25 protein-coding genes are annotated in these 23,601 nt (G+C 69.6%); 16 read left to right on the forward strand and 9 right to left on the reverse strand.

Annotated elements, in window-relative coordinates; genetic code table 11:
- Positions 1–10: 10 nt before the first annotated feature.
- Entirely contained in the window at positions 11–298 is a 288-nt protein-coding gene (locus BW971_RS05170; RefSeq protein WP_076477134.1) for an acyl-CoA carboxylase subunit epsilon, read from the reverse strand.
- A complete protein-coding gene (locus tag BW971_RS05175) occupies positions 295–1,923 on the reverse strand; it encodes an acyl-CoA carboxylase subunit beta (protein WP_076477136.1) in 1,629 nt (542 codons plus the stop codon). The genes BW971_RS05170 and BW971_RS05175 overlap by 4 nt, the downstream gene beginning before the upstream one ends.
- 136 nt (positions 1,924–2,059) lie before the next feature.
- Between BW971_RS05175 and BW971_RS05180 the strand changes: the two genes are divergently transcribed.
- Positions 2,060–2,869: a biotin--[acetyl-CoA-carboxylase] ligase gene (locus BW971_RS05180; RefSeq protein ID WP_076477138.1), complete on the forward strand. Its 810-nt coding sequence runs from the start codon at positions 2,060–2,062 to the stop codon at positions 2,867–2,869.
- A 22-nt stretch (positions 2,870–2,891) separates the two neighbouring features.
- On the opposite strand, the gene BW971_RS05185 is transcribed toward BW971_RS05180, so the two are convergent.
- A complete protein-coding gene (locus tag BW971_RS05185) occupies positions 2,892–3,503 on the reverse strand; it encodes a DUF6069 family protein (protein ID WP_407701194.1) in 612 nt (203 codons plus the stop codon).
- A gap of 133 nt (positions 3,504–3,636) precedes the next feature.
- On the opposite strand from BW971_RS05185, the gene BW971_RS05190 reads away from it, so the two are divergent.
- The 3 genes from BW971_RS05190 to BW971_RS05200 all read left to right on the forward strand — a co-directional run bounded on the left by BW971_RS05190 (position 3,637) and on the right by BW971_RS05200 (position 6,208).
- Complete coding sequence (locus tag BW971_RS05190) at positions 3,637–4,137, forward strand: PH domain-containing protein (RefSeq protein WP_234974237.1); 501 nt, start codon at positions 3,637–3,639, stop codon at positions 4,135–4,137.
- A 68-nt stretch (positions 4,138–4,205) separates the two neighbouring features.
- The gene (locus BW971_RS05195; protein WP_076477458.1) at positions 4,206–4,898 is read left to right on the forward strand and encodes a response regulator transcription factor; all 693 of its coding nucleotides are present in this window, start codon (positions 4,206–4,208) and stop codon (positions 4,896–4,898) included.
- Positions 4,899–4,903: 5 nt separating this feature from the next.
- Positions 4,904–6,208 carry a sensor histidine kinase gene (locus BW971_RS05200; protein WP_076477144.1) on the forward strand — a complete coding sequence of 435 codons (1,305 nt, stop codon included), beginning with the start codon at positions 4,904–4,906 and terminating at the stop codon, positions 6,206–6,208.
- Between the two features lie 17 nt (positions 6,209–6,225).
- Here the strand turns inward: BW971_RS05200 and BW971_RS05205 are convergent, their stop codons facing one another.
- The gene (locus tag BW971_RS05205; protein WP_200799354.1) at positions 6,226–6,786 is read right to left on the reverse strand and encodes a GtrA family protein; all 561 of its coding nucleotides are present in this window, start codon (positions 6,784–6,786) and stop codon (positions 6,226–6,228) included.
- A gap of 91 nt (positions 6,787–6,877) precedes the next feature.
- Here BW971_RS05205 and BW971_RS05210 point away from each other — a divergent pair, with 91 nt between their 5' ends.
- From BW971_RS05210 to purE, 3 genes are all read left to right on the forward strand, one after another.
- The gene (locus BW971_RS05210) at positions 6,878–7,327 is read left to right on the forward strand and encodes a VOC family protein (RefSeq protein WP_076477464.1); all 450 of its coding nucleotides are present in this window, start codon (positions 6,878–6,880) and stop codon (positions 7,325–7,327) included.
- Positions 7,328–7,502: 175 nt separating this feature from the next.
- Complete coding sequence (locus BW971_RS05215) at positions 7,503–8,723, forward strand: 5-(carboxyamino)imidazole ribonucleotide synthase (RefSeq protein ID WP_083709315.1); 1,221 nt, start codon at positions 7,503–7,505, stop codon at positions 8,721–8,723.
- Positions 8,710–9,237: a 5-(carboxyamino)imidazole ribonucleotide mutase gene (purE, locus tag BW971_RS05220; RefSeq protein WP_076477148.1), complete on the forward strand. Its 528-nt coding sequence runs from the start codon at positions 8,710–8,712 to the stop codon at positions 9,235–9,237. The genes BW971_RS05215 and purE overlap by 14 nt, the downstream gene beginning before the upstream one ends.
- A gap of 6 nt (positions 9,238–9,243) precedes the next feature.
- Here the strand turns inward: purE and BW971_RS05225 are convergent, their stop codons facing one another.
- The gene (locus tag BW971_RS05225) at positions 9,244–10,071 is read right to left on the reverse strand and encodes a dienelactone hydrolase family protein (protein WP_076477150.1); all 828 of its coding nucleotides are present in this window, start codon (positions 10,069–10,071) and stop codon (positions 9,244–9,246) included.
- A gap of 198 nt (positions 10,072–10,269) precedes the next feature.
- Between BW971_RS05225 and BW971_RS05230 the strand changes: the two genes are divergently transcribed.
- On the forward strand, positions 10,270–11,430 hold the full coding sequence (locus BW971_RS05230; protein WP_076477152.1) for an acyl-CoA dehydrogenase: 1,161 nt from the start codon (positions 10,270–10,272) through the stop codon (positions 11,428–11,430).
- Positions 11,431–11,440: 10 nt separating this feature from the next.
- Here BW971_RS05230 and BW971_RS05235 read toward each other — a convergent pair whose 3' ends face one another.
- Positions 11,441–12,052, reverse strand: a complete 612-nt coding sequence (locus tag BW971_RS05235; RefSeq protein WP_076477154.1) for a helix-turn-helix transcriptional regulator — start codon at positions 12,050–12,052, stop codon at positions 11,441–11,443.
- Between the two features lie 46 nt (positions 12,053–12,098).
- On the opposite strand from BW971_RS05235, the gene BW971_RS05240 reads away from it, so the two are divergent.
- Entirely contained in the window at positions 12,099–12,926 is an 828-nt protein-coding gene (locus BW971_RS05240; protein WP_076477156.1) for a class I SAM-dependent methyltransferase, read from the forward strand.
- Positions 12,927–12,957: 31 nt separating this feature from the next.
- On the opposite strand, the gene BW971_RS05245 is transcribed toward BW971_RS05240, so the two are convergent.
- Both BW971_RS05245 and BW971_RS05250 read right to left on the reverse strand, forming a co-directional pair.
- Positions 12,958–13,674: a TIGR03089 family protein gene (locus BW971_RS05245; RefSeq protein ID WP_076477467.1), complete on the reverse strand. Its 717-nt coding sequence runs from the start codon at positions 13,672–13,674 to the stop codon at positions 12,958–12,960.
- A 32-nt stretch (positions 13,675–13,706) separates the two neighbouring features.
- Complete coding sequence (locus BW971_RS05250; RefSeq protein ID WP_234974239.1) at positions 13,707–15,317, reverse strand: LCP family protein; 1,611 nt, start codon at positions 15,315–15,317, stop codon at positions 13,707–13,709.
- Between the two features lie 523 nt (positions 15,318–15,840).
- On the opposite strand from BW971_RS05250, the gene rfbD reads away from it, so the two are divergent.
- Genes rfbD through BW971_RS05270 form a run of 4 tightly spaced genes read left to right on the forward strand, consistent with a single transcriptional unit; the run spans position 15,841 to position 19,625 of the window.
- The gene (gene rfbD, locus BW971_RS05255; protein WP_076477159.1) at positions 15,841–16,752 is read left to right on the forward strand and encodes a dTDP-4-dehydrorhamnose reductase; all 912 of its coding nucleotides are present in this window, start codon (positions 15,841–15,843) and stop codon (positions 16,750–16,752) included.
- 28 nt (positions 16,753–16,780) lie between these two features.
- Positions 16,781–17,749, forward strand: a complete 969-nt coding sequence (locus BW971_RS05260) for a glycosyltransferase family 2 protein (RefSeq protein ID WP_076477470.1) — start codon at positions 16,781–16,783, stop codon at positions 17,747–17,749.
- Positions 17,746–18,822 carry a mannose-1-phosphate guanylyltransferase gene (gene manB / locus BW971_RS05265; RefSeq protein WP_076477161.1) on the forward strand — a complete coding sequence of 359 codons (1,077 nt, stop codon included), beginning with the start codon at positions 17,746–17,748 and terminating at the stop codon, positions 18,820–18,822. Before BW971_RS05260 ends, manB begins: the two co-directional genes overlap by 4 nt.
- 20 nt (positions 18,823–18,842) lie before the next feature.
- Positions 18,843–19,625: an SGNH/GDSL hydrolase family protein gene (locus tag BW971_RS05270; protein ID WP_234974240.1), complete on the forward strand. Its 783-nt coding sequence runs from the start codon at positions 18,843–18,845 to the stop codon at positions 19,623–19,625.
- Positions 19,626–19,678: 53 nt separating this feature from the next.
- Here the strand turns inward: BW971_RS05270 and BW971_RS05275 are convergent, their stop codons facing one another.
- Positions 19,679–20,335 (reverse strand): O-methyltransferase, encoded by a 657-nt coding sequence (locus BW971_RS05275; protein ID WP_076477163.1) that lies wholly within the window; start codon positions 20,333–20,335, stop codon positions 19,679–19,681.
- Between the two features lie 292 nt (positions 20,336–20,627).
- Here BW971_RS05275 and sigE point away from each other — a divergent pair, with 292 nt between their 5' ends.
- From sigE to BW971_RS05290, 3 genes are all read left to right on the forward strand, one after another.
- A complete protein-coding gene (gene sigE, locus BW971_RS05280) occupies positions 20,628–21,263 on the forward strand; it encodes an RNA polymerase sigma factor SigE (RefSeq protein ID WP_200799363.1) in 636 nt (211 codons plus the stop codon).
- 205 nt (positions 21,264–21,468) lie between these two features.
- Positions 21,469–21,945, forward strand: coding sequence for an anti-sigma factor family protein (locus tag BW971_RS05285; protein WP_143690202.1), 477 nt, complete (start codon positions 21,469–21,471; stop codon positions 21,943–21,945).
- A gap of 123 nt (positions 21,946–22,068) precedes the next feature.
- On the forward strand, positions 22,069–23,568 hold the full coding sequence (locus BW971_RS05290) for a S1C family serine protease (RefSeq protein WP_143690203.1): 1,500 nt from the start codon (positions 22,069–22,071) through the stop codon (positions 23,566–23,568).
- The last annotated feature ends 33 nt before the right edge of the window (positions 23,569–23,601 follow it).

Raw genomic sequence — 23,601 nt, forward strand, 5'->3', positions numbered from 1 at the left:
CGGCCGGTCGTCAGAAACCGCGGCCGTAGCCGGCGTTGAGGAACACATTCGGCGACAACCCGTCGCCGTTGCGCAGCCGCGACTCCGCCGAACCCCACAGGTCGCGCGGCGGCTTGGGCGGTTCCGGGGCCGTGGACGACGCGGCGGCCGCGATCACGCTGACCAGCGCGGCGACCTCCTCGTCGGACGGATTGCCCCGCACCACGCGCAGGAACGGCGCGGCCGCCGGGGCGTCGGGGGTCGCGGTCTGCTCCGAGCCCGCGGCGATGTCGGAGCTCTCGGCGTGGTCGGGGCTCATAGCGGGATGTTCCCATGCTTCTTCGGCGGCAGATTCACCATCTTGCGCTCCAGCAGGCGCAGCGCGGTGGCGATCTGCCCGCGGGTGTGTGACGGGGGGATGACCGCGTCGACGTAACCGCGCTCGGCGGCGACGTACGGGTTGACCAGGGTGTCCTCGTACTCCTGCTGGAGCTGCAATCGCAGGGCGTCCACGTCCTCACCCTTCTCCGCGGCCTCCTTGAGCTGCGAGCGGTAGACGAATCCGACGGCGCCGGACGCGCCCATCACGGCGATCTGGGCGGTCGGCCAGGCCAGGTTCACATCGGCACCCATGTGCTTGGAACCCATGACGTCGTAGGCGCCGCCGTAGGCCTTACGGGTGATGACGGTGATCTTGCCGACGGTGGCCTCACCGTAGGCGTAGAGCAGCTTGGCGCCACGGCGGATGATGCCGTTGTATTCCTGCTCGGTGCCCGGCAGGAACCCCGGCACGTCCACGAGGGTGATGATCGGGATGTTGAAGCAGTCGCAGGTGCGGACGAAGCGCGCCGCCTTCTCGGAGGCGTTGATGTCCAGGCAGCCGGCGAACTGGGTGGGCTGATTGGCCACGATGCCGACGCTGCGCCCGTCGACCCGGCCGAAGCCGACGACGATGTTGCCCGCGCGGCCCTCTTGCACCTCGAGGAAGTCGTCGTCGTCCAGGATCCGCCGGATGACCTCGTGCATGTCGTACGGCTGGTTCGGCGAATCCGGGATGAGCGTGTCGAGTTCGAGATCTTCGTCGGTGAGGGTGTCCTCGATCGAACCGGCGGCGGGTTCGTCCACCGGCAACCGGGGAGCCTCGGCGCGGTTGTTGCTGGGCAGGTAGCCGAGCAGGTCGCGGACGTAGTCGAGCGCGTCCGCCTCGTCGGAGGCCACGTAGTGGGCAACACCCGACTTGGCCATGTGGGTGTGCGCCCCACCGAGATCCTCCATGGTGACGTCCTCGCCGGTGACCGTCTTGATGACGTCGGGGCCCGTGACGAACATCTGGCTGCTCTTGTCGACCATGATGGTGAAGTCCGTGAGTGCGGGGGAGTAGACGTGACCGCCGGCCGCGGCACCCAGGATGAGCGAGATCTGCGGGATGACGCCCGACGCGCGGACGTTGCGGTGGAAGATCTCGCCGTACAGCCCGAGCGAGACCACACCCTCCTGGATGCGGGCGCCGGCGCCGTCGTTGATGCCGATGAGTGGTCGGCCGGTCTTGATGGCCAGATCCATCACCTTGACGATCTTCTCGCCGTAGACCTCACCGAGGCTGCCGCCGAAGACGGTGGCGTCCTGGCTGAACACGCAGACCTCGCGGCCGTCGACGGTGCCGTAACCGACCACCACACCGTCGCCGAGTGGACGGCGCTGAGCGAGTCCGAAATTGGTGCTGCGATGCCGGGCCAGCGCGTCGAGTTCGACGAACGAGCCCTCGTCGAGCAGATAGGTGATGCGTTCGCGCGCGGTCTGCTTCCCCCGCCCGTGAGTCTTCTCGACCGCTGACTCGCCGACCGGGTGCTTGGTCTCCTCGAGCCGATTGCGCAGGTCCGCGAGCTTCCCCGCGGTCGTGTGGATGTCGGGAGTGCCGTCGGCACCGGTCGACGCAGTAGTCATGGTCTCTGATGCTAACCACGATGGTGACGTGATAGGCGCGCGGGGCGAATGCGAGGGAACTCTCACATTTCGGCGGCGGTCGCGCACGCGGCCGACGGTGGCATCAGCGGGGGCGGCGCGGACTACGCTGACGCCCATGCCCGAACGCCTGCCCCTGGACGCCGACCGACTCCGCTCCGAGGTGCTGGACGGGCCGCGCTGGCGCGAACTGCGGGTCGTCGAGACCACCGGTTCGACCAACGCCGACCTCGCCGCGGCGGTCGCGGACGGCGACATCCGCGACACCGTGCTGCTCGCCGAGACCCAGACCGCCGGTCGCGGACGACACGACCGGATGTGGTCGAGTCCGCCGCGCGCGCAGCTGGCGATGTCGGTCGCCGTGGACACCGCCGGCGGTCCGGCGCGGATCGGCTGGCTGCCGCTGCTGACGGGAGTGGCGGTGGCGCGCGCGCTGTCGCACACCACCGGAGTAGGGGCGTCGCTGAAGTGGCCCAACGACGTGCTCGTCGACGCCGATGGTGAGCCGCGGAAGGTTGCGGGGATCCTGGCGGAACTGGTCCACGACGGGACCGGGCCGGTCGCCGTCGTCGGGATCGGCGTCAACACCGGTCTGACGGCCGACGAGTTGCCCGTGCCCACCGCGACGTCTCTGCAGTTGGTCACCGGCGCCGCGATCGACCGGGACGCGGTGGCGACGGCCGTGTTGACCGAGCTGGCCGACCAACTGTCGCGCTGGCCGCACGAGGTGGAAGCTGTCGCCGCCGACTACCGCGCGCTGTGCTCGACCGTCGGGCACCGGGTGCGGGTCGAGTTGCCCGGCGACAGGGAACTCCTGGGCATCGCCACCGACGTGGATGCCGAGGGCCGGATGGTGGTACGCGGAGACGACGGCGCCGACCACGCGGTCGCGGCGGGCGACGTCACGCATCTGCGCAGGATCGACTGAAGGGTCGGGCCGAGTCGGGCCGTCAGCGCCGTCCTACGATGCTCTTCGCGCCGACCGCGCGGATCAGCACCAGAATCGGCACCCCGATCACGACGTGTTCGACCGCGGTGCTGATACCCACCCAGATCTCGCTGGACAGGGCCAGCGGTACCACCACCGCGGCGGCGATGAGCAGGCCGACGATCCAGGTGTAGAACTGGTTCGGCGACGGGGTGGTCAGTTGTAGCAGGTACCAGAGCGCTCCGCCGGCGAGCGCGCACAGCACGGCGACCACCGCGAACCAGTACTCGTCCTGGGCCATCGGGTTCCAGACGCCGAGTTTGCCCATCTCGGTGATCCGCTCGGAGATGATGCGGATCACCCAGGCGACCAGCCATGCGGCGAGCGCGGTGACGATGGCCGAGGCGATCACCCCACCCGCATACAGGCCGGCGTTGATCTGCGGCCCTCGGCGCGGCGGCTTCTGCGGGGCCTGCTGCGGCGGGGGTGCGTACCGCGGATCCTGGTCGTAGGCGGGCTGCTGGTAGTACTGACCGCCGCCGGGGTACCCGTAGCGGTCGTCGGGGTGGCCATACGGGTCACGTTCGTAACGGGCGGTCCGCGGGTCGCGGTCGCGCGGATCATCGGAATACACGGGCGTCATCACCTCCGTCGAACGCCTCGGGTCGACCGCGAGTGTACTGACGCGAGGGTGCCCGGTGGCCCATGACGGGCGGTCGACACGAGATCGGCGGCGAGTCGTGACCTGCGGCGGATGGACTACCGTCATGGGAGTGGGCTACCCGGAGAACATGCTGGTCGACGGCGAAAGGATCGTCGTGCACAGCCATCCCCACTGGAAGTGTCTGGTGGTCCCGGTCGTCCTGTTCCTGGTCGCCACCGCCGTGGCCGGACTGGCCGCGGGTGCGACCACTCGCTCGTCGATGGACCCGACCGCACAGCTGGCGGTGGGGATGGTCATCCTGGCGGTCTGGCTCGCGGTGACTATGTGGTTCTTCGTGCGCCCGCTGATCGGCTGGCGCACCACGCACTTCGTGCTCACCGACCGTCGCGTCACCCGCCGCGACGGTCTGTTGTCGCGGTCCGGGGTCGACATCCCGGTGCAACGCATCAGCTCTGTGGAGTTCCGGCACGGGGTCCTCGACCGGATGCTGCGCACCGGCACGCTGGTGATCGAGTCGGTGGCCGACGATCCGCTGGCCTTCGAGTCCGTCCCACACATACGGAAGGTGCACGCATTGCTCCATCAGGAGGTTGGGGTCAGGTGACCGGAGAGGTGCGCGACGAGTCGATCCACAACCCACCCGCGGGAGATGCCCCCGCCCAGAGCCCACCCGTGCCCGCCCGATCCGCGCACACCGAGGTGCTGCTCGCCGAGGACGACGAGGCGATCGCCAGCCCACTGGCCCGGGCGCTGACCCGTGAGGGTTACGGATGTGAGGTGGTGACCACCGGGACGGCCGCGCTGCGGAGAGCTCAGGACCCACGCTTCGAACTGCTGGTCCTCGACCTCGGGTTACCGGAGATGGACGGTCTGGAGGTGTGCAGGCAACTGCGGCAGGTACGTCCGCAACTCGCGGTGCTGATGCTGACCGCACGCACCGACGAGGTGGACTTCGTCGTCGGGCTCGACGCCGGCGCCGACGACTACGTGGGCAAACCCTTCCGGTTGGCCGAACTGCTGGCCCGCGTCCGCGCCCTGCTGCGCCGCAAGGTCTCCGACGTGGTGCTCGAGGCAGGCGACCTGCAGCTCGACACCCGCGGTCGTCGCGTGTTGGTCGGGGGCCGGGACACCACCCTGGCCAACCGCGAGTTCGACCTGCTGCGGTTCCTGATGGAACGACCCGGTCAGGTGGTCAGCCGCGAGGAGATCCTCACCGAGGTGTGGGGGTCGGCGGATCTGCGGTCGTCGAAGACCCTGGACATGCACGTGTCCTGGTTGCGGCGCAAGATCGGCGACGACCAGCCCGATCGCACGAAGCGCATCGTCACCGTCCGCGGGGTCGGCTTCCGCTTCGATCCGGACTAGACGCCGTGCGTCGGACCATCCTGCGCTCGACCATCGCGGTGGTGTTGGCCATCGGACTGATGCTGGGGATCCCGCTGTCGGTGATGGCGTGGTGGTGGGTGGAACGCAGCACCGACCGCGAGTTGGCCCAGCGGTTGGAGTCGGCGGCGCCGGTGTTGGTGGCCGACGCCGAGGACGGGGTGGTGGACCATCTCGACACCGACTCGCTCGCCGCGCTGATCCCGGCACGGGGCTGGATGGTCGTCCGGTATCCCACCGCGAACGAACCCGGGGGGTCGGCCCGGATGGGCGAGACCGACATCGGCCGCCCGGAATCCGGACCGTCGCAGTCTCGCACCATCGACCTCGGGCGGGAAGGTCGTATCACCCTCCACGTCAACATCGAACGCCAACGTCGGGATCAGTGGGCCGCGGTGGGCGCGGTGACGACACTGGTGTTGCTGTCGGTGCTGGCCGGGATCGTGGTCGCGCTGGCCATCTCGGCGCGGTTGACCCGACCGCTCAGTGATCTCGCGGATCGGGCGTCGCGGATGGCCGGCGGCGACCTGCGTACCGGCTGGACCCGCTATGACATCGCCGAACTCGATCAGGTCGCGGGGGCGATGTCGTTGGCCAACCAGGAGATCGCGATGCGCCTCGAACGTGAGGGTCGCATCGTCGGCGACGTCTCGCATCAGTTGCGTAGTCGACTGACCGCGATCCAGTTACGCCTCGACGAACTGGCCATGCATCCGGACCCGGACGTGGTTGCCGAGGCTGACGCGGCGTTGTCGCAGGTGGAGCGGCTCAGTGAGGATCTCGACGGGTTGATCGCGGCATCCCGCGAGTCCGACTCGGCGGCCACCGAACCGATCCCGGTGCGACCGGTGATCGAGACGGTGGTCGACGACTTCTCCGCGGCCTTCACCGCACGGTCGCGTCGGGTCACCGCCGACGTCGACGGTGACGGGATGGCCTGGACGTCGCCGAGCCGATTGCGGGAAGCGGTCAGCGTGCTGCTGGACAACGCGTTGCGCCATGGCGCGGGGAACTGCCGGGTGGAGGTACGCGACCTGTCGGCCGAGACGGTGCGTATCAGCGTCGCCGACGAGGGGCCGGGGGTTCCGGACAGCGTCGCCCCGCACATCTTCCGGCGCGGGTTCTCGTCCCAGGGTTCGAGTGGGGTGGGACTGCCGTTGGCCCGGGCGTTGGTGGAGGCCGACGCGGGACGACTGGAACTCAGCTCCCGGCGGCCCGCGGTGTTCACCATCGTGCTGCCGGCCGCAGGTGCGGCCCGGCCGGTCGCGCGGGCGGTCAGCGAGCCGCGCTGACCGGGTACGGCGCGGCGTCAGGAATGGCCGAGCTCCTCGTCGGCGAGCTCCTCGGTGGTCGGGTGCAGATCGGTCGACCCGGCCTCACCGCCGTGTAGCTGGTCCTCGGGGAACGCGAACCTGCGCAGTGCCCAGAATCGGAAGGCCATCTGCAGCACGTTGCCGATGAGGTAGCCGAGCACGAAGTCGAGGACGACCTGCTCGGAGACGCTGACGTTGTGCCGGACATCGAAGACGTTGTTGGCCACCCACAGCGGCGCCGCCTGCAGTACCACCCCGATCCCGCTGATCACGAAGAACAGCAGTGCCTCGTGGTGACGTTCGCGGCCGCCGCGGTTCTTGAACGCCCACTCGCGGTTGAGCACATAGCTGAGGATGGTCGCGATGACACCCGAGATGACCTTGGCGATGACCGGTTTGCTCTCCAGGATCGTCAGGCTGAGCGGATAGAAGATGGCCATGTCGACGACGAAGGTGGTGCCGCCGACGAGAGCGAACTTGATGAGTTCGTGGTGGCGCATCATCACGCGCCGGAGCGGACCGGGCGTGCGGGCCATCAGCCCGTCGATGAACGACACAAGCCAAGAGTGTACGAAACGGGGGCCTCGAGGTGTGGCAGGTGCCACCGACGCCGGTCCCGGTGGAGTGATCTGTGACACCATCGTGCGTATGGCAACCCCGTCGTTCTCGCCGTACATCAGCTTTCCCGGAAACGCCCACGAGGCCTTCGACCACTACGCCGATCTCTTCGGCGGCACCCTGGATCTGCGGACCTATGGATCCATCGGCGACACCTCCGGATTCCCGTTCGAACCGCCCGCCGACGCGGTCGCGCACGCCCAGTTGACGGGCGGTCTGGTGACGCTCGCGGGCGGGGACGCGATCGGCGACGACGTCGGCGGGGGAGCGTCGGCATTGGCGAGTGACCACTACTCGTTCATCATCGGACCAGACTCGGTCGGGTCCGCCCGCGACCTGATCGATCGTGTGGTGTCCGCGGGGGGCGAGAAGGTGATGCCGTTCGAGGTCGCGCCGTGGGGCGATCACTACGGCCAGGTTCGGGACCGGTTCGGAGTGGTGTGGCAGATCGTGGTCCCCGGAGACGATCAGCCGGGCTGATCGCCGTCGGACACGGCGGCGCGCTGCTGGGCACACCGGACACCACGGTGCGGTACCAGGCATGGAACGATGACCTGTCGTGAACGACGTACCGACAGGCGCAGGCGGGGACCCGGAGTCCGTGGCGGTGGGTGAGCCGAGGCCGGTGCTCCGAGACAGCGCCGACCAGCGGTCGATGCCCACGGTCGCGATGGTCGGCGGTGGGCAGCTGGCCCGGATGACCCAGCAGGCCGCGATCGGCCTGGGCCAGTGCCTGCGGGTGTTGGCCACCTCGCAGGACGACCCGGCCGCGCAGGTGAGTCCGGACGTGGTGGTGGGCTCGCACACCGACCTCGAGGCGCTGCGCACGGCGGCCCGTGGGGCGGCGGCGCTGACCTTCGACCACGAGGGCGCACCGGTGGAGCACCTGCGGACTCTGCAGGACGAGGGTGTCGTGGTGCTGCCGCCCCCACAGGCCCTGATCTACGCCCAGGACAAGTTGCGCATGCGGGTGCGGCTGGCCGAACTCGGTGTCCCGGTGCCCGACTTCGCCGACCTGTCCGGCACCGACCGCGACACGGTGCTCGCGGAGTTCGGTGCCCGTCACGACTGGCAGGTGGTGCTGAAGACCGTCCGCGGCGGATACGACGGTCGCGGGGTCTGGGTACTCGACAACGAGTCCGACGCGCGGGCCGTGCTCGCGGAGGTCGACGGTGACCTGCTGGTGGAGCAGCGGGTGCCGATGCGCCGGGAATTGTCGGCGATGATCGCCCGGTCGCCCTTCGGGCAGGGCGCGGCCTGGCCGGTGGTCGAGACCGTACAACGTCATGGTCAGTGCGCGGTGGCCATCGCCCCCGCGCCCGGACTGGATCCGTCGACCGCCGAGGCGGCCGAACACCTCGCCCTGCGGCTCGCCGCCGAACTCGGGGTGGTGGGGGTGATGGCCGTGGAACTGTTCGAGAAGGAGTCGGGTGCGTTGTCGGTCAACGAGCTCGCCATGCGACCGCACAACAGTGGGCACTGGACCATGGACGGTGCGGTGACCGACCAGTTCGAGCAGCATCTGCGGGCGGTTCTCGACTACCCGCTCGGAGCGACGTCGGCACGCGCACCGGTGACGGTGATGGCCAACATCCTGGGGGCCGAGCAGACACCGACGATGACGATGGACGAACGGCTCCACCACCTGATGGCCCGAATCCCCGAGGCCCGGGTACATCTCTACGGCAAGGGGGAACGACCCGACCGGAAGATCGGCCACGTGAACATCGTCGGCACGGCCGGTGTCGGGGTCGGGGCGGGGTCGCCCGACGACGAGGACTACGTGGCCGCGATCCGCGAACGCGCCGAACGCGCGGCCACCTGGATGTCCACCGCGGTGTGGACCGACGGATGGGATCCGCATGACGAGCACTGAATCGATCGCGGGGGACGGCCCGCGTGTCGGACTGATCATGGGCAGCGACTCCGACTGGCCCACCATGGAACCGGCCGCGCAGGCGCTCGCTGAATTCGGCGTCCGGTTCGAGGTCGGGGTGGTGTCGGCCCACCGCACGCCGCAACGGATGCTCGACTACGCCCGCGACGCCGCGGCCCGGGGCATCTCGGTGATCATCGCCGGCGCGGGCGGTGCGGCCCATCTGCCCGGCATGGTGGCGTCGGCGACGCCGCTCCCGGTGATAGGGGTGCCGGTGCCGCTGAAATACCTCGACGGCATGGACTCGCTGCTCTCGATCGTGCAGATGCCCGCGGGGGTGCCGGTCGCCACCGTCTCCATCGGCGGGGCCCGCAACGCCGGTCTGCTGGCGGTGCGCATCCTGGGCACCGCGGATCCGCAGTTACAAGGGCGGATGGCCGAGTTCCAGCGGGGACTCGAGGAACTGGTCGCCGAGAAGGACGCCGCCCTGCGCGACCGACTGCTCGGCGACTGATCGGGTTCAGTCCGGCGGCGTCACCTGCAGCCGGTCGACGAAGAACGCCAGCACCTCGTCGAGTGCCTCGCGAGTGGGTTCACCGGGTTCGTCGACGAGATGCAGGGTCATCGGCGAATGCGGCGGCACCGGCACGTTCTTGTTGGCGGCGCTGTTGGGGACCTCGGTCGCGAGGAATGCGTCACCGAGTTGGTCGCGGAGGAACCGGAAACGACTCCGCGGGCACATGCGGTCACCGGAGAACCGGACCCCTTTCACCTGCAGTCCGGCCGCACACCGTTGTTTCACGGTCTGCAGGTCCGCGGGACTGATGTCGATGTTGCGGGCCCGCCCGGGTGTCACCGCGAAGGGCAGTCCCGGTTGGGCGAGCACCGGGGCGAGCAACCGGTCGTCGACCGCCATCGACAGCGCGAACCCGCCGGTGAAGCACATGCCGATGGCCCCCACCCCCGGCCCGCCGCAGCGATCGTGTTCGGAGCGGGCCAGCGCGCGCAACCAGGCCACCACCGGCGACGACCGACCGGTCGCCAAGACGGTGAACTCCTTGCTGATACACGCCGAGGTCATGGTGCCGAGCGCCGTGCGTGCGGCGGCGATGGTGCCGTGGGCGCTGGGCAACGCGTCGCGGCCGTCGGTACCGAACAGCGACGGCAACACCGCGGTGCAGCCGATGTCGGCCACCCGGCGTCCGAATGCCGCGACCTCGGGGGTGATGCCGGGCATCTCGGCGATCACGATCACCGCCGGTCCGGTGCCCTTGCGGTACACGGTGAACTCGTCGCCGGTTGCGCCGAACCGGGTCTTCTCGAAGTCGGCGAGGTCGTCGTCGGCCATCGTCGGGTCCGTCCCTTCTCCCACCGGCCTGCCATACCGGCCGACTGCACACCACCCTGCCGTACCGACCGGCGCCGCACCAGGTACGAGTGATGACCGGCGGGTCGACGGTGGGACTCGAGTTACCTGCGAGTAACCGAATCGGAGGGCGGTACTAGGATCGGTGGCGACATCGACCCGTCCGCTCAGGAGCTCCCCATGGTTGCCAACCCCGATTTCGACCTGTTCCAGTTGCCGGAGGAACACCGCGAATTGCGCGCGGCCATCCGATCGCTCGCCGAGAAGGAGATCGAGCCCTTCGCCGCCGAGGTGGACGAGAACTCGCGCTTCCCCGAGGAGGCCCGCAAGGCGCTCACCGCGTCGGGTTTCAACGCCATCCACGTGGGTGAGGAGTACGGCGGTCAGGGTGGTGACTCGGTCGCCGCCTGCATCGTCATCGAAGAGGTCGCTCGCGTCGACGCCTCGGCGTCGCTGATCCCGGCGGTGAACAAGCTCGGCACCATGGGGTTGATCCTGTCCGGGTCGGAGGAACTCAAGCAGAAGGTTCTCACGGAGATCGCCTCCGGCGACGCGATGGCGTCGTATGCGCTGTCCGAGCGCGAGGCCGGTTCGGACGCCGCGTCGATGCGTACGCGCGCGGCCCAGAAGGGTGACGACTGGGTGCTCAACGGCACCAAGGCGTGGATCACCAACGGTGGGGTGTCCAGTTGGTACACCGTGATGGCGGTGACCGATCCGGAGAAGGGCGCCAATGGGATCTCGGCGTTCATGGTGCACAAGGACGACCCGGGCTTCAGTGTGGCCGGGTTGGAGAAGAAGCTCGGTATCAAGGGTTCGCCGACCGCCGAGTTGCATTTCGAGAACTGCACCATCCCGGGTGATCGGATCATCGGCGAGCCGGGCACCGGGTTCAAGACCGCCCTGGCCACCCTCGACCACACCCGGCCGACCATCGGTGCGCAGGCCGTCGGCATCGCGCAGGGCGCGCTGGACAAGGCCATCGAGTACATCAAGGACCGCAAGCAGTTCGGCAAGCCGATCAGCTCGTTCCAGGGTGTGGAGTTCATGGTCGCCGACATGGCGATGAAGATCGAGGCGGCCCGGTTGATGGTCTATACCTCGGCGGCGCGCGCGGAGCGCGGTGAGAAGAACCTGGGGTTCATCTCCTCGGCGTCGAAGTGCTTCGCCTCCGACGTCGCGATGGAGGTGACCACCGACGCGGTGCAGTTGTTCGGTGGCGCCGGGTACACCCGCGACTTCCCGGTGGAGCGGATGATGCGCGACGCCAAGATCACCCAGATCTACGAGGGCACCAACCAGATCCAGCGGGTCGTCATGTCCCGGGCGCTGCTGCGCTGACGGTGCCCGCTCACCGGGGGGTGTCGTCGGTGTCGTGCAGGTGGATCCGCCGACCCTCGTGATCGAGCATCGTGATCAGTTCCATCGGCGCCTCCGCCGCCCCGATGTGATGCGGTGTCATGGTGTCGAACTCGGCGGCCTGACCGGCCTCCACCAGGATCGTGCGGTCACCGAGTTGTAGGCGGGCCACCCCGGTGAGCACGGTGAACCAGTCCCGACCGGGATGGACGCGCAATGCCGACGGCAGCAGCGGTGGCGTGGCCGCGTCGATGCGCATCTTGGCGACGGTGGTGCCCTGCGCCCCCGCCTCCCGGCTGAGGTACCAGACCGTGCGACCGCTTCCGGTCCGCCCGTGGTCGCGCTGCGGCCGGATCACCACATCCTCGTCGAGGTCGGAGGCGACCAGGTCGTCGAGGGTGGTGCCCAGCGCCCGAGCAAGCGGGATCAACTGATCCAACACGATGCGTCGGTGCCCGGTCTCGATGCGGCTGAGCGTCGACGGACTCAGGTGGCAGCGCGCGGCGAGAGCGTCCAGGGACCATCCGCGGGCCACGCGCAGACCTCGGATGCGGGTGCGGATCAGAGTGTCGACCGAGTCGGGCTCATCCTTCTCTTGCTTCATCGGCAAGACTATATGCGAAATTCGCAGGCGACCCTACGATCGAATTATGACCACGCATCATCACCATCACCACGACGACACCGGGATGGCCGAACTCCTCGACCTCGACGCCGAGGTGTTGACCGAGTACTTCGCGACCCTCGCCGACTGGTTGGCCCCACACACCGGGGCGGTGCACCGGATCGCCGATCTCGGTGCGGGGACCGGCACCGGGACCACCCTGCTGGCGACCGTGTGTCCGCGGGCCATGGTGGTGGCGGTGGACTCGTCGCCGGACATGCTGGCGCGGTTGCGGATCCGGGCGGGCGACCGCGGGGTCACCGACCGGGTCGAGACGGTGGTCGCCGACCTCGACGAGCCCTGGCCGGAACTGGGTTCCCCGGATCTGGTGTGGATGGCGAATTCGCTGCATCACTGCGCGGACCCGGACCGGGTGATGGCGCAGGTCCGCGCGGCGTTGCGGCCCGGCGGATTGTTCGTCGTCACGGAGATGGCCGAACCGATGCGCTACCTCCGCGACGACGCGCCCGCGCAGGCACCGGGACTCGAGGGCCGGGTGCTCGCGGCCGTCGGCCACCGGGCCCGTCGTGAGGTCCCCGAGCTGGGCGCCGACTTCGGTCCCCGGTTCACCGCCGCCGGCTTCGACCTCCTCGACGAGCGTCACTTCACGATCACGGCGACCCCATCGGCTCCGCAGGGGCGGTACGCCCAGATCGCGTTGAGTCGCTACCGCGAATGGCTCGACGGATCACTCGCTCCCGACGACCTGCGGGTTCTCGACGACCTGCTGGGCGACGGCCCCGAAGCTCTCGCGCACCGCGATGACCTGGAGGTCCGGGGTGGCCGCACCGGGTGGCTGCTGCGTCGGCCCTGAGCCGGTCGGTGATGCCGTCCGACGATGCCGCTCAGGAGAGAGTGGTGGTCACTCGCTCGGTCTCGGCGTGGCGTCCGGGCGAGGTCGGATCGGCATGCGCCACCTGCACCAGCGAACAGCCGGCCGCGAACACCGCGATGAGCCCGTCGATCAGCGCCTGGGCGTTCGTCCAGCCATGGGTGGACAGCACACGGTCGCCCCGGCGCAGACCGGCCGACCCCGCTGCCTTGCCCGCGGCGGTCAGAACCGCCGTCACCGACGACCCGTCGAGCGCCACCGGGCCCGCACCCGACGGCACGAACCGGTCACCGTGGACGCGGACGGCCGACCCGAAGTCGATGACACCCATCGGCAAGCCCGGCACCGCCATCGCGAAAGCGTCCAACGGCACAGCGATGACCTCACCGTCGGCGTGATCCTCCACTGCCGAGGCAGCGCAGAATGTCGCCGGAGCCGACGGGTCCGGAGCGGTGCGCACCTCGCAGCCCGCCCACCACACGCCGAGCAGCACGGCCGCGGTCTGCCAGTGCACCGGCAGGTCGACCACCACCGCCTCACCCGGGGCCAGACCCAGCTCGTCGCGGACGAAATTCGCCGTCTTGGCCGCCCAGTTCGCCAGCGTCAGCCCGGACAGCTCGGTCCGTTCGCCACTCGCGTCGTCGTAGAAGGTCAACAACGGCTGCGTCGGATCGGGGTGCGCCGACGGCGCCAGCAGCGCGTCGGTCACCGTGGGCCCGGGGGAGGTCACGATCGGCTCCTTCTCGATTCGCGGACTGCGCTTCAGTTCACACACTGGGGTTGCGACGACCCGGCCGTCACCGAAGGTGAGTTGTCGGCGCTGCTCGGCGCCGCACTGCTCGGCGTGGGTGTGCTGTCGGGCTGGCTGCCGGTGTCGCTGACGGACCCGGGACCCGCGTAGGAGTCGGTGAGCACCACCTTCATCCGACCCGACGGCATCGCCGGATCGGCCTTCACCGGCAGTCCACCGAGTTGCTTGGCCAGGTTCTTGGCAGCCGAATCGTCGGTGTGGGCGTAGATGATCGAGTCGGTGTCGGCCGACTCCGCATTGCCCACCGCACCCTTCTGAAAACCCTTGTTGGTGACGATGGTGGCCACGTTGGTGGCCAGCCCGGCCACCGAACCGGTGTTGGACACGTCGACGGTGTACGACGAGGTGTCGGGGGCCTGGCCCGCGGTCGACGCCGCCTTCTTGTTCAGCAGACTGTTGGTGAAGGCGTGCACCTGCGTCGGGTCCACCTGCACCACGCTCTGGTCACCGTCGTCGCTCCACCCGTTCTCGCTCACCACCGGGATGGTCGCGAATTTCACCTTGCCACCACTGAGATCTTTGAGCTGCTCGGTGAACTTCACGATGTCCCAACCGTCGTCGATGACCACCGACCGCGACACCGCGTCCTCGAGGTCGCCGAGCTTGCCCGGGTTCGACAACGTGCCCGCCGACAACACCTTCTGCGCAAGTGACGCCATGTACACCTGCTGCCGGGTGATCCGGTCGAGGTCGCCGCGCGGCAGTTCGTGACGCTGACGCACGAAACTCAACGCCTGGGAACCGTTCAGCGTCTGCTCACCCGCGCGGAAATGCGCACCGGAGAACGGCTCGTTGACCGGTCCCTTGAGACACACGGGGACCCCGCCGACCGCGTTGGTCAGCAGGACGAAGCCGAGCAGACCCACCTCGGCGTAGTGATCGACCTGCACCCCGGTCAAATTGGCGACGGAGTCGATGAGCGCCTTGCGGCCGGCCTGCACGCCTTGGCGTTCCGCATCGGTCGGATCGCCGCCCGCGTTCACCACGGCCTCGCGTTTGATCTCCTTGGTGGAACCGTAGGCGGAGTTGATCTTGGTCTTCCCGATACCCGGGACGTCGACGTAGGAGTCGCGGGGTATGGAGATCGCGGTGGCCGACGACCCGTCGTTGGGGATGCGGATCAACAGGATGGTGTCGGTGTTGGTGGCCACGTCGTCACCGGCGTGCAGTTCGGCGAGCTCACCGGCCGACAACGGATTCCCGTGGGCGTCGGTCCGGGAGTCGGTGCCGACCAACAGGATGTCTACCGCGCCGTCGGCGCCCTTGCCCAGCGAGAGGTCGCCGAGGCGGGTGACGCTGGACTGCAGTCCGGCCAGCCCGTTCCACGCGTAACCGGTCGCCAGCAACACCGCCGCGGTGACCAACGCGACCAGGATGCGCCCACTGTGCCGGCGGGCCAGTTGAACCGGTCGTGCCGCGGTCGCCGTCGCGGCCGGTGAGGACTTCTGGGCGACAGAGGTGGTGCCCGCGTCGGCGGCCTTCGGGGTGACCGACGTCGCACCGCGCTCGGGTCGGCGGGGCCGATCGCGCGGCGCGTCGGCGGCGGCTCTCCTCCGTGACACATCCGCGTCGGTCCGCGCCTGGTGGCGGCCGCCGGACCGCCTCGCCCCGGCGTCTCGCCGTGCACCGGCGTCGGGCTGGGGAGGTTGCCGACGAGGGCGGTCGTCGGGCGGCGGATCGACGGCGCGACGAGCACGGGGGTCACGCTCGTCGGGTCGGGGGGCGCGGCGTCGGGGACGCTCCGCGGGATCGGACCGCTCCGGCGGGGGCGATGCCGGACGGGATGGTCGTCCCTGGCCCGCCGCGCGCCGCGGATCGGCTCGCCTGCGTGGCTCCTCGCTGGACGGTGGCACTGCGGGTGGCGCTCCTCGTGGCTGGTGGGTGTCGGTGGGCGGGCGTGGACGTCCGGCCGTCGGTCGGACCCACCACCGGCGCCCGCGATCAGGGGGCACCCACGGGGTGGCAGCACGCGTGGAGCCGGTGACTGGAGTAAGGGTACGTGCGAGAATCGCGGCAACCGCGCAGCGCAACGCCGCGACGCCGACAACGGTGGTCCCCGTCACCCATCCGACCGACAGGACAGTGATGATCGCAGCGTCGTCCACCGCAGGTGAGACCCGCATTCTGGTGACCGGGGGGACGGGCCAGGTCGGTCGGCTCCTCGGCGCCCGTGGCCCTGCCTCGGTCACCGCGCTCGGTTCGACGGAGCTCGACATCACCGACCCTGCGTCGGTCTCGTCGGTGCTGGACGGGTACGGCCCCGGTGACGTGGTGATCAACTGCGCCGCCCACACCGATGTCGACGGCGCGGAGACCGACGTGGAGCGGGCCACCGCGATCAATGTCGACGGACCCCGGCTGCTGGCGGAGCACTCGGTGCGACGTGGAGTGTGGTTGATCCACCTGTCCACCGACTACGTGTTCGTGCCCACCGGTGGTGCACCGCGTCCGTGGCGGCCGGAGGACCGTGACGTCGACGGCCCCGACCCCGTCGGTGTCTACGGCAGGACCAAGTTGGGGGGTGAGCGTGAGATCCGCGCGGCCGACCCGACGGCCACGATCGTGCGCACCGCGTGGGTGTACACCGGGGCCGAGGGTGGGACCGACTTCGTCAGCACCATGCGCCGGCTGGAACGGACCCGCGACACCACCCGGGTCGTCGACGACCAGACCGGTTCGCCGACCTACTCCGTCGACCTCGCCGACGCGCTGCTCGAACTCGCCACCACGCGACCGTCCACAACGGTGGGGGCCGTCCTCCACGCCACCAACGCCGGATCGTGTACCTGGTTCGGTCTCGCCCGCGAGGTGTTCCGGGCGGTGGGCGCCGATCCGGGACGAGTCCAGCCCTGTACCACCGCGGAGTTCCCGCGGCCCGCACCGCGGCCCGCGTACTCGGTGTTGTCGGGGGCGGCGTGGTCGGACGCCGGGCTGACCCCACTGCGCGAATGGCGTGCCGCACTTCACGACGCGGTGCGTCACGCCGGGGACGCCTGATCGGGCCGGTCCCCGGTACCCTGTGCGCGTGACTGCTCAGTTCGGCCCGCCCCGGTGCGCGGTGGTGACGGTGACCTTCTCGCCAGGAGAACACCTCGGCACCTTTCTGCGGAGCCTGCAGCGGGCTACCGCGGGATCGCCGTCGGTCATCGTCGCCGACAACGGCTCCACCGACGGGGCGCCCGAGGCCGCCGCGCGGGACTTCGACGGCGTGACCCTGCTGCACACCGGCGGCAACGTCGGTTACGGCGGGGCGGTGAACCGCGCGGTCGCCGAGGTGGATCCGGACATCGAGTTCGTCGTCGTGGCCAATCCCGACATCGAGTGGGGAGACGGCGCCATCGACCGCCTGATCGCGGCGGCGGACCGTCGACCCCGCGCGGGGTCGTTGGGGCCGCTGATCCGGGAACCCGACGGTTCGATCTATCCCTCGGCCCGTCAGGTACCCGACCTGGTGTCCGGCACCGGCCACGCCCTGCTCGGCGCGGTGTGGAAGACCAACCCCTGGTCCACCGCCTACCGACAACTCGACGCGCAGATCACCGAGCGCGACGTCGGTTGGCTGTCCGGGTCGTGTCTGCTGTTGCGGCGCACTGCGTTCGACTCGGTCAACGGGTTCGACTCCCGCTACTTCATGTACATGGAGGACGTGGATCTCGGTGACCGCCTCGGTCGCGCGGGCTGGCGGAACGTGTTCGTGCCCGACGCCCACGTCGTCCACTCGACCGGTCACTCGGCGGGCAGGCACCCCGAACTGATGCTGCCGGCCCACCACGACAGCGCCTACCGATTCCAGGCCGACCGCCATCCGGGTCCGAGATACGCGCCGCTGCGGCTGGCCCTGCGCGCGGGGCTGGCCCTGCGGTCGCGCCTGTCCGTCGCCGCGGCCCGCCGGGCCCGCGTCCGTGACCAGGTGTCGGGCACAGATGATCCGTTCACATCAGACCCAACCAGAGCAGCGGAAGGCCGGATACCGATGGAGAGCACCAACCGATGAGCGCACGCGACGTCCAGGCCGTCATCCTGGTCGGTGGCAAGGGCACCCGCCTACGGCCGCTGACCCTCTCGGCCCCCAAGCCGATGCTGCCGGTCGCCGGCCTGCCGTTCCTGCAGCACCTGCTGTCGCGGATCGCGGCCGCGGGCATCAACGACGTGGTGCTCGGCACCGCGTTCCAGCCGCAGGTCTTCGAGGACTACTTCGGTGACGGGTCCAAGCTCGGCATCAAGATCCGCTACGTGCACGAGACCGAACCGCTGGGCACGGGTGGCGGCATCCGTAACGTGTACGACTCGCTGACCGCCGACACCGTGATGGTCTTCAACGGCGACGTGCTCAGTGGCGCCGACCTCGACGCGCTGATCGAGACGCACGACTCGAGCGGCGCCGATGTCACCCTGCAGCTGTTCCGGGTCGCCGACCCGCGCGCCTTCGGCAGTGTGCCGACCGACGAGACCGGTCGGGTGACCGCCTTCCTGGAGAAGACCCAGGATCCGCCGACCGACCAGATCAACGCGGGTTGCTATGTGTTCAAACGGTCCATCATCGGCGACATCCCGTCCGGGCGCGAGGTCTCGGTGGAGCGTGAGGTGTTCCCGCAACTGCTGGCGTCGGGCAAACACATCCAGGGTCACGTCGACAACGGGTACTGGCGCGACATGGGCACACCGGAGGACTTCGTGCGCGGCTCCTCCGATCTGGTGCGCGGGATCGCGCCGTCGCCTGCACTGCCGGGGGACCGCGGTGAATCGCTCGTGCACGAGGGCGCGGGAGTCGCCCCGGGTGCGCTGCTCATCGGTGGGTCGGTGGTCGGTCGGGGTGCGGAGATCGGGGCCCGGGCGCGACTCGACGGCGCGGTCATCTTCGACGGTGCGGTGGTCGAGGCCGGTGCCGTCATCGAGCGCAGCATCATCGGGTTCGGGGTGCGGGTGGGACCACGTGCGCTGATCCGTGACGGCGTCATCGGCGACGGCGCCGAGATCGGTGCCCGGTGTGAGCTGTTGCGCGGTGCCCGCGTCTGGCCCGGTGTCACCTTGCCCGACGGCGGGGTGCGATTCAGCTCGGACGTGTGACCGCCTCGATGCCCCACACGGTGCCCATCGCAGTGTCGCGACCGCACCGCTACGTGGCCATCGGCGATTCGTTCACCGAAGGTGTCGGCGACGACGATGCGGATTACCCCAACGGGGTTCGCGGCTGGGCCGATCGCGTCGCGCAGTGTCTGGCCGCCGACGACCCCACGTTCCGCTATGCGAATCTGGCCGTCCGGGGACGGCTTGCCGCACCCGTGTTCGCCGAGCAGACCCATGCCGCGGTCGCGATGGGTGCGGATCTGGTGACGGTGTGCGCAGGCGTGAACGACCTGTTGCGACCGTCGGTCGACATCGATGCGTTGATCGAGGCGTTCGACGACTGCGCGGCGACAGTGGTCTCCTCCGGGGCCGCGGTGCTGACGTTCACGCTGGCCGATCCCGGTGGCATGTCGGTCTTCTCCGCGCTGCGCGGTCGGTTCGCCATCTACAACGAGTTGCTCCGGGAGGTGGTCGACCGGCGCGGACTGTTGCTCGTCGACTTCTGGCGTGACGACGCCTATCGGGAGACCCGGATGTGGGAACGGGACCGCATGCACCTCTCCACCGCCGGACACCAGCGGATGGCGGGCGCGGTGCTCGACGTACTCGGCATCTCGCACGCCCTGCCGATCGTCGACTTCCCGCCTGCGCCCGCGCTGACCTCCGCCCAACGGCGCCGCGCCAACCGGGAATGGACCGCCCAACACGCCGCGCCGTGGATCGTGCGACGACTCCGTGGCGTCTCCAGAGGCGATGGTCTCACGGCCAAATACCCCGAACCCACCGTCCCGCCACCGCCGTGACGTCGAACGGGCCGAGATCTCGGTCGAGCGGGCCGTGATGCCGCGCGTTCCGGTCAGCGACGCTTGGCCGCGACCAGCAGTCCGGATCCCAGCGGGATGACCACCGGCGTCAACGACTCGTCCTCGGAGATGGCCACGGCGGCCTCGCGCGCGGCCACGGTGTCCGGGTCGGTGCGCTCGGGGTCGGCGATGCGTCCGTCGGCCGCCGCGTTGTGCACCACCAACACACCGCCGGGTCGCAGCAGTCGGACACCTTCGCCGACATACCGAGGCTGATCGATGATCGCCCCGTTGACGAAGATGAGGTCGTAGGACTCGTCGGCCAACCGCGGTAACACCTCGGCGGCGCGGCCGTTGATCAGCCTCGTCCGCGACGGCGCGATACCGGCGGCGACGAAACCCTGGCGCGCGGCCCGATGGTGCTCGGCCTCGACGTCGATCGTGGTGAGGATGCCCTCGGGCGTCATCCCGCCGAGCAACCACATCCCGCTCAGTCCCGCGCCCGTGCCGATCTCGACGACCGCCTTCGCATTGGTCAGGGTGGCGAAGAGACTGAGTGCGGCACCGACGGCGGGGGAGATGGTCGGGGCCCCGAGCTCGACGGCCCGTTCACGCGCACCGAGCAGGATGTCGTCCTCGACGATCGCCGATTCGGCGTATGCGGCGAGCGATCGGGGGTCGGGGAACTGATCGTGCGACGGGTCGGACACGCACCGAACACTATCGGAGTCACGCCCACCGGCAGAGCCGACGGGCAACTCCGCGCATTCGTCGCGGCAGATCAGGACTCTCAGCGAAACCTCAGCTCGCTCACACCACGGCCATACCCCGATGGGAAAGAGTCGTGGGTACAGGAAGCCGCCACCGTCGTGAGCAGCCGGTCCGGAACAGATCCCGGACGCCCGCTGTTGGATGTCGTGGATCGACCGGCAATCCTCGGAAGGAAGTGGAGCCGCGCACATGACGAACCCGACGGGTACCGACACCGGAGCTACCGAACGCATGCCCGCCGACGACATCACGCTGATGGATGGCGACGGGACCGGTGCGGAGGTCACGCCGACGGGTACAGCGGGATTCGACGCCACCGGCGACGGCGCCCTGATGCCGTCGTGGGACGAACTGGTGCGCGAGCACGCCGACCGCGTGTACCGCCTCGCGTTCCGGCTGTCCGGTAATGCGCAGGACGCCGAGGACCTGACCCAGGAGACGTTCATCCGGGTGTTCCGGTCGCTGCAGAACTACCGCCCCGGCACCTTCGAGGGCTGGCTGCACCGCATCACCACCAACCTGTTCCTGGACATGGTGCGCCGCCGCGCCAAGATCCGGATGGAAGCGCTGCCCGAGGACTACGAGCGGGTACCGGGCAACAGCCCTGATCCCGAGCAGGTCTATCACGACGCCAACCTCGACCCCGACCTGCAGAGTGCCCTGGACTCGCTGGCGCCGGAGTTCCGCGCCACCGTCGTCCTGTGCGACATCGAGGGTCTGTCCTACGAGGAGATAGCGACCACTCTGGGTGTGAAACTGGGCACGGTACGTAGCCGTATCCATCGCGGCAGGCAGGCATTGCGTGAGCACCTCGCCGCGCAGGGTCATCACGATGTGAAGTCGGTCGCGGCCGGACCCGTCGCCTGACGTCATTCCTCTGGTCCACGCCCCGCGTGACCGCCCACGGGAACCATCCGCGCACCCCCCTCGTTGTCCTGGCGACATCCCTGACGGTTTCGGACTGCTCCGTTACAGTGGCGCAGACCGGTTCGGACCAGCAGGGACCGTGACACGCCGAGAACTCGGCCCCCTGGGGGTCCGACAGACCGGTTCCGACGACAGACGTGACGAGGTGAACGCAGTGGCACGCCAACCGACATCCGACGCCGACGACCGGTCGGACCGCGGTGATGCCGGGTCCACTGACGACCTGCGTGGCCGATGGAGTCTGCAGCCCGCTGGCTCATCGATCACCCCCAACCGCGGGTACCGCGCGCCGGGCACCGTCGGTGGCCGGGGATTCGCGCCCACCGATCACCTGTCCACCGAGGCTGTGGCGGCCTACGTCGACGGTGAACTGAAGATGAGTGCGTACCTGCGTGCCGCTCGACACCTGCAGGCGTGCCCGGAATGTGCCGCCGCCGTCGACGACCAGACCGCGGCGCGCAACGCGTTGCGCCAGAGTCGCGACATCGCCATCCCCATCGGACTGCTGGGTCAGCTCAGTCAGATCCCCACTCGTGAGATCGACATGCGACCGACCGCCACGCCGTCGCGGAGCCCCTTCTCGGTTCCCGGGCTCCCCGTCCACCGGCGTCGGCACCGCTGATCGTCGCCACCGCGTCCGGCGTGCGGCGATCAGGTCCCACGGAGGTGACGCGGCACCGCCCGGTACATTCGAACCCGCGACCCTCGAGTGCCAGGAGAACGGATACATGACGCGGGACATGCGGTGACCTCTGACCCAGGTGACCCGTCCGGTCCTGGCGACCCCGGTCCGCGACGCGACGCACGCCCCGAACAGCCCCGCGCTCACCGGTCCGCCGGTGATCCGGCCGCGTCGGTGTTCGGCAGACCCGCGGGCGTGCGCGGATCTTTCGCCGGCGGATCACGTCCCGACGACGGACCCCAGCCTCGACTGGCGCCACCCGACCCCGTACTCGCCGAGGCGTTCGGGCGACCCGCGGTCGACGCCGAGTCTCTGCAACGCGACCCCGACGCGCGCTACGGCCGCGCCGAGGCCGTGCCCGAGCCCGCGGACCCATGGCGAGATCCCGACGCGACGGCCAGCCTCGACCGTCCGGCCGTGGAGGTCGCCGAGGCACCCGAACCCACCCGTCCGGGCCCGAAGGTCGGGGTCCGCGACATCCTGTTCGACAGGGCTGTCACCTGGCGTGCCCTCGCCCTTCTGGGGGTGGCCGCCCTGATCGTCGGACTGGTCGGCGGTCTCATCGGTCGCTACGCCGCGGAGGCCACCGATCCGCTGTTCTCCGACTCGGTGAAGCTGGGCCAGTCCAAGGCCGACAACAACGCGGCCCCCCGCAGCCAGGTGGCCAAGGTGGCCCAGGCCGTCGAACCGTCGGTGGTGGCCGTCGACGTCCGCACCAACTCCGCCGACGCGACCGGGTCGGGCGTGGTCCTGGACAAGCGGGGCTACATCCTCACCAACAATCACGTCATCTCGATGGCCGCGACCGATCGTGCGGCCGTGCTCGAGGTGGTGTTCTCCGACCGGAAGCGGATCGCGGCCCGGATCGTCGGACGTGACACCCGCACCGATCTGGCCGTACTCAAGGTCGACGGCATCGGCGATCTCACCGTCGCGCAACTCGGCAACTCCCGGGACCTGCAGATCGGCCAGGAGGTCATCGCCTTCGGTTCGCCGCTCGGACTGGACCGCACGGTGACCTCCGGGATCGTCAGTGCACTCCACCGGGCCGTGCCGCTGCGTCCGGACGCCGAGTCCGACACCGACGCCGTGATCGACGGTATCCAGACCGACGCCGCGATCAACCCCGGAAACTCCGGTGGTCCGCTCGTCGACGACGATGCCCGGGTGGTCGGGTTGAACACCGCGGGACTGGTCCCCGGCGGCGGATCCATCGGGCTCGGATTCGCCATCCCCATCGATGAGGCGATCGGCGTCGCGCAGTCGTTGATCAAGGACGGCACCGTCACCCACGCGCAGATCGGGGTCAACGCCAGCGACGTGCGCAACACGCAGGTGCTCGGCGCGCAGGTTCGCAACGTGGTTGCGGGCTCACCCGCGGCCCAGGCCGCGATCCGCGAGGGCGACGTCATCACCGAATTCGGTGGGCGGCCCATCGAGGGTGCCGACGAACTCACCGTCGCGGTCCGCACCGCCACGATCGGCACCGACGTGCCGTTCACCTACTGGCGGGACGGTCGCACCTTCACCGGCACCATCCGGCCGGGCGCCGACCGCCAGTAACCCGTCGCCGCCATCGCGCGCGGTGCTGTCGCA

Source organism: Williamsia sterculiae, assembly GCF_900156495.1.
Lineage (GTDB): Bacteria > Actinomycetota > Actinomycetes > Mycobacteriales > Mycobacteriaceae > Williamsia_B > Williamsia_B sterculiae.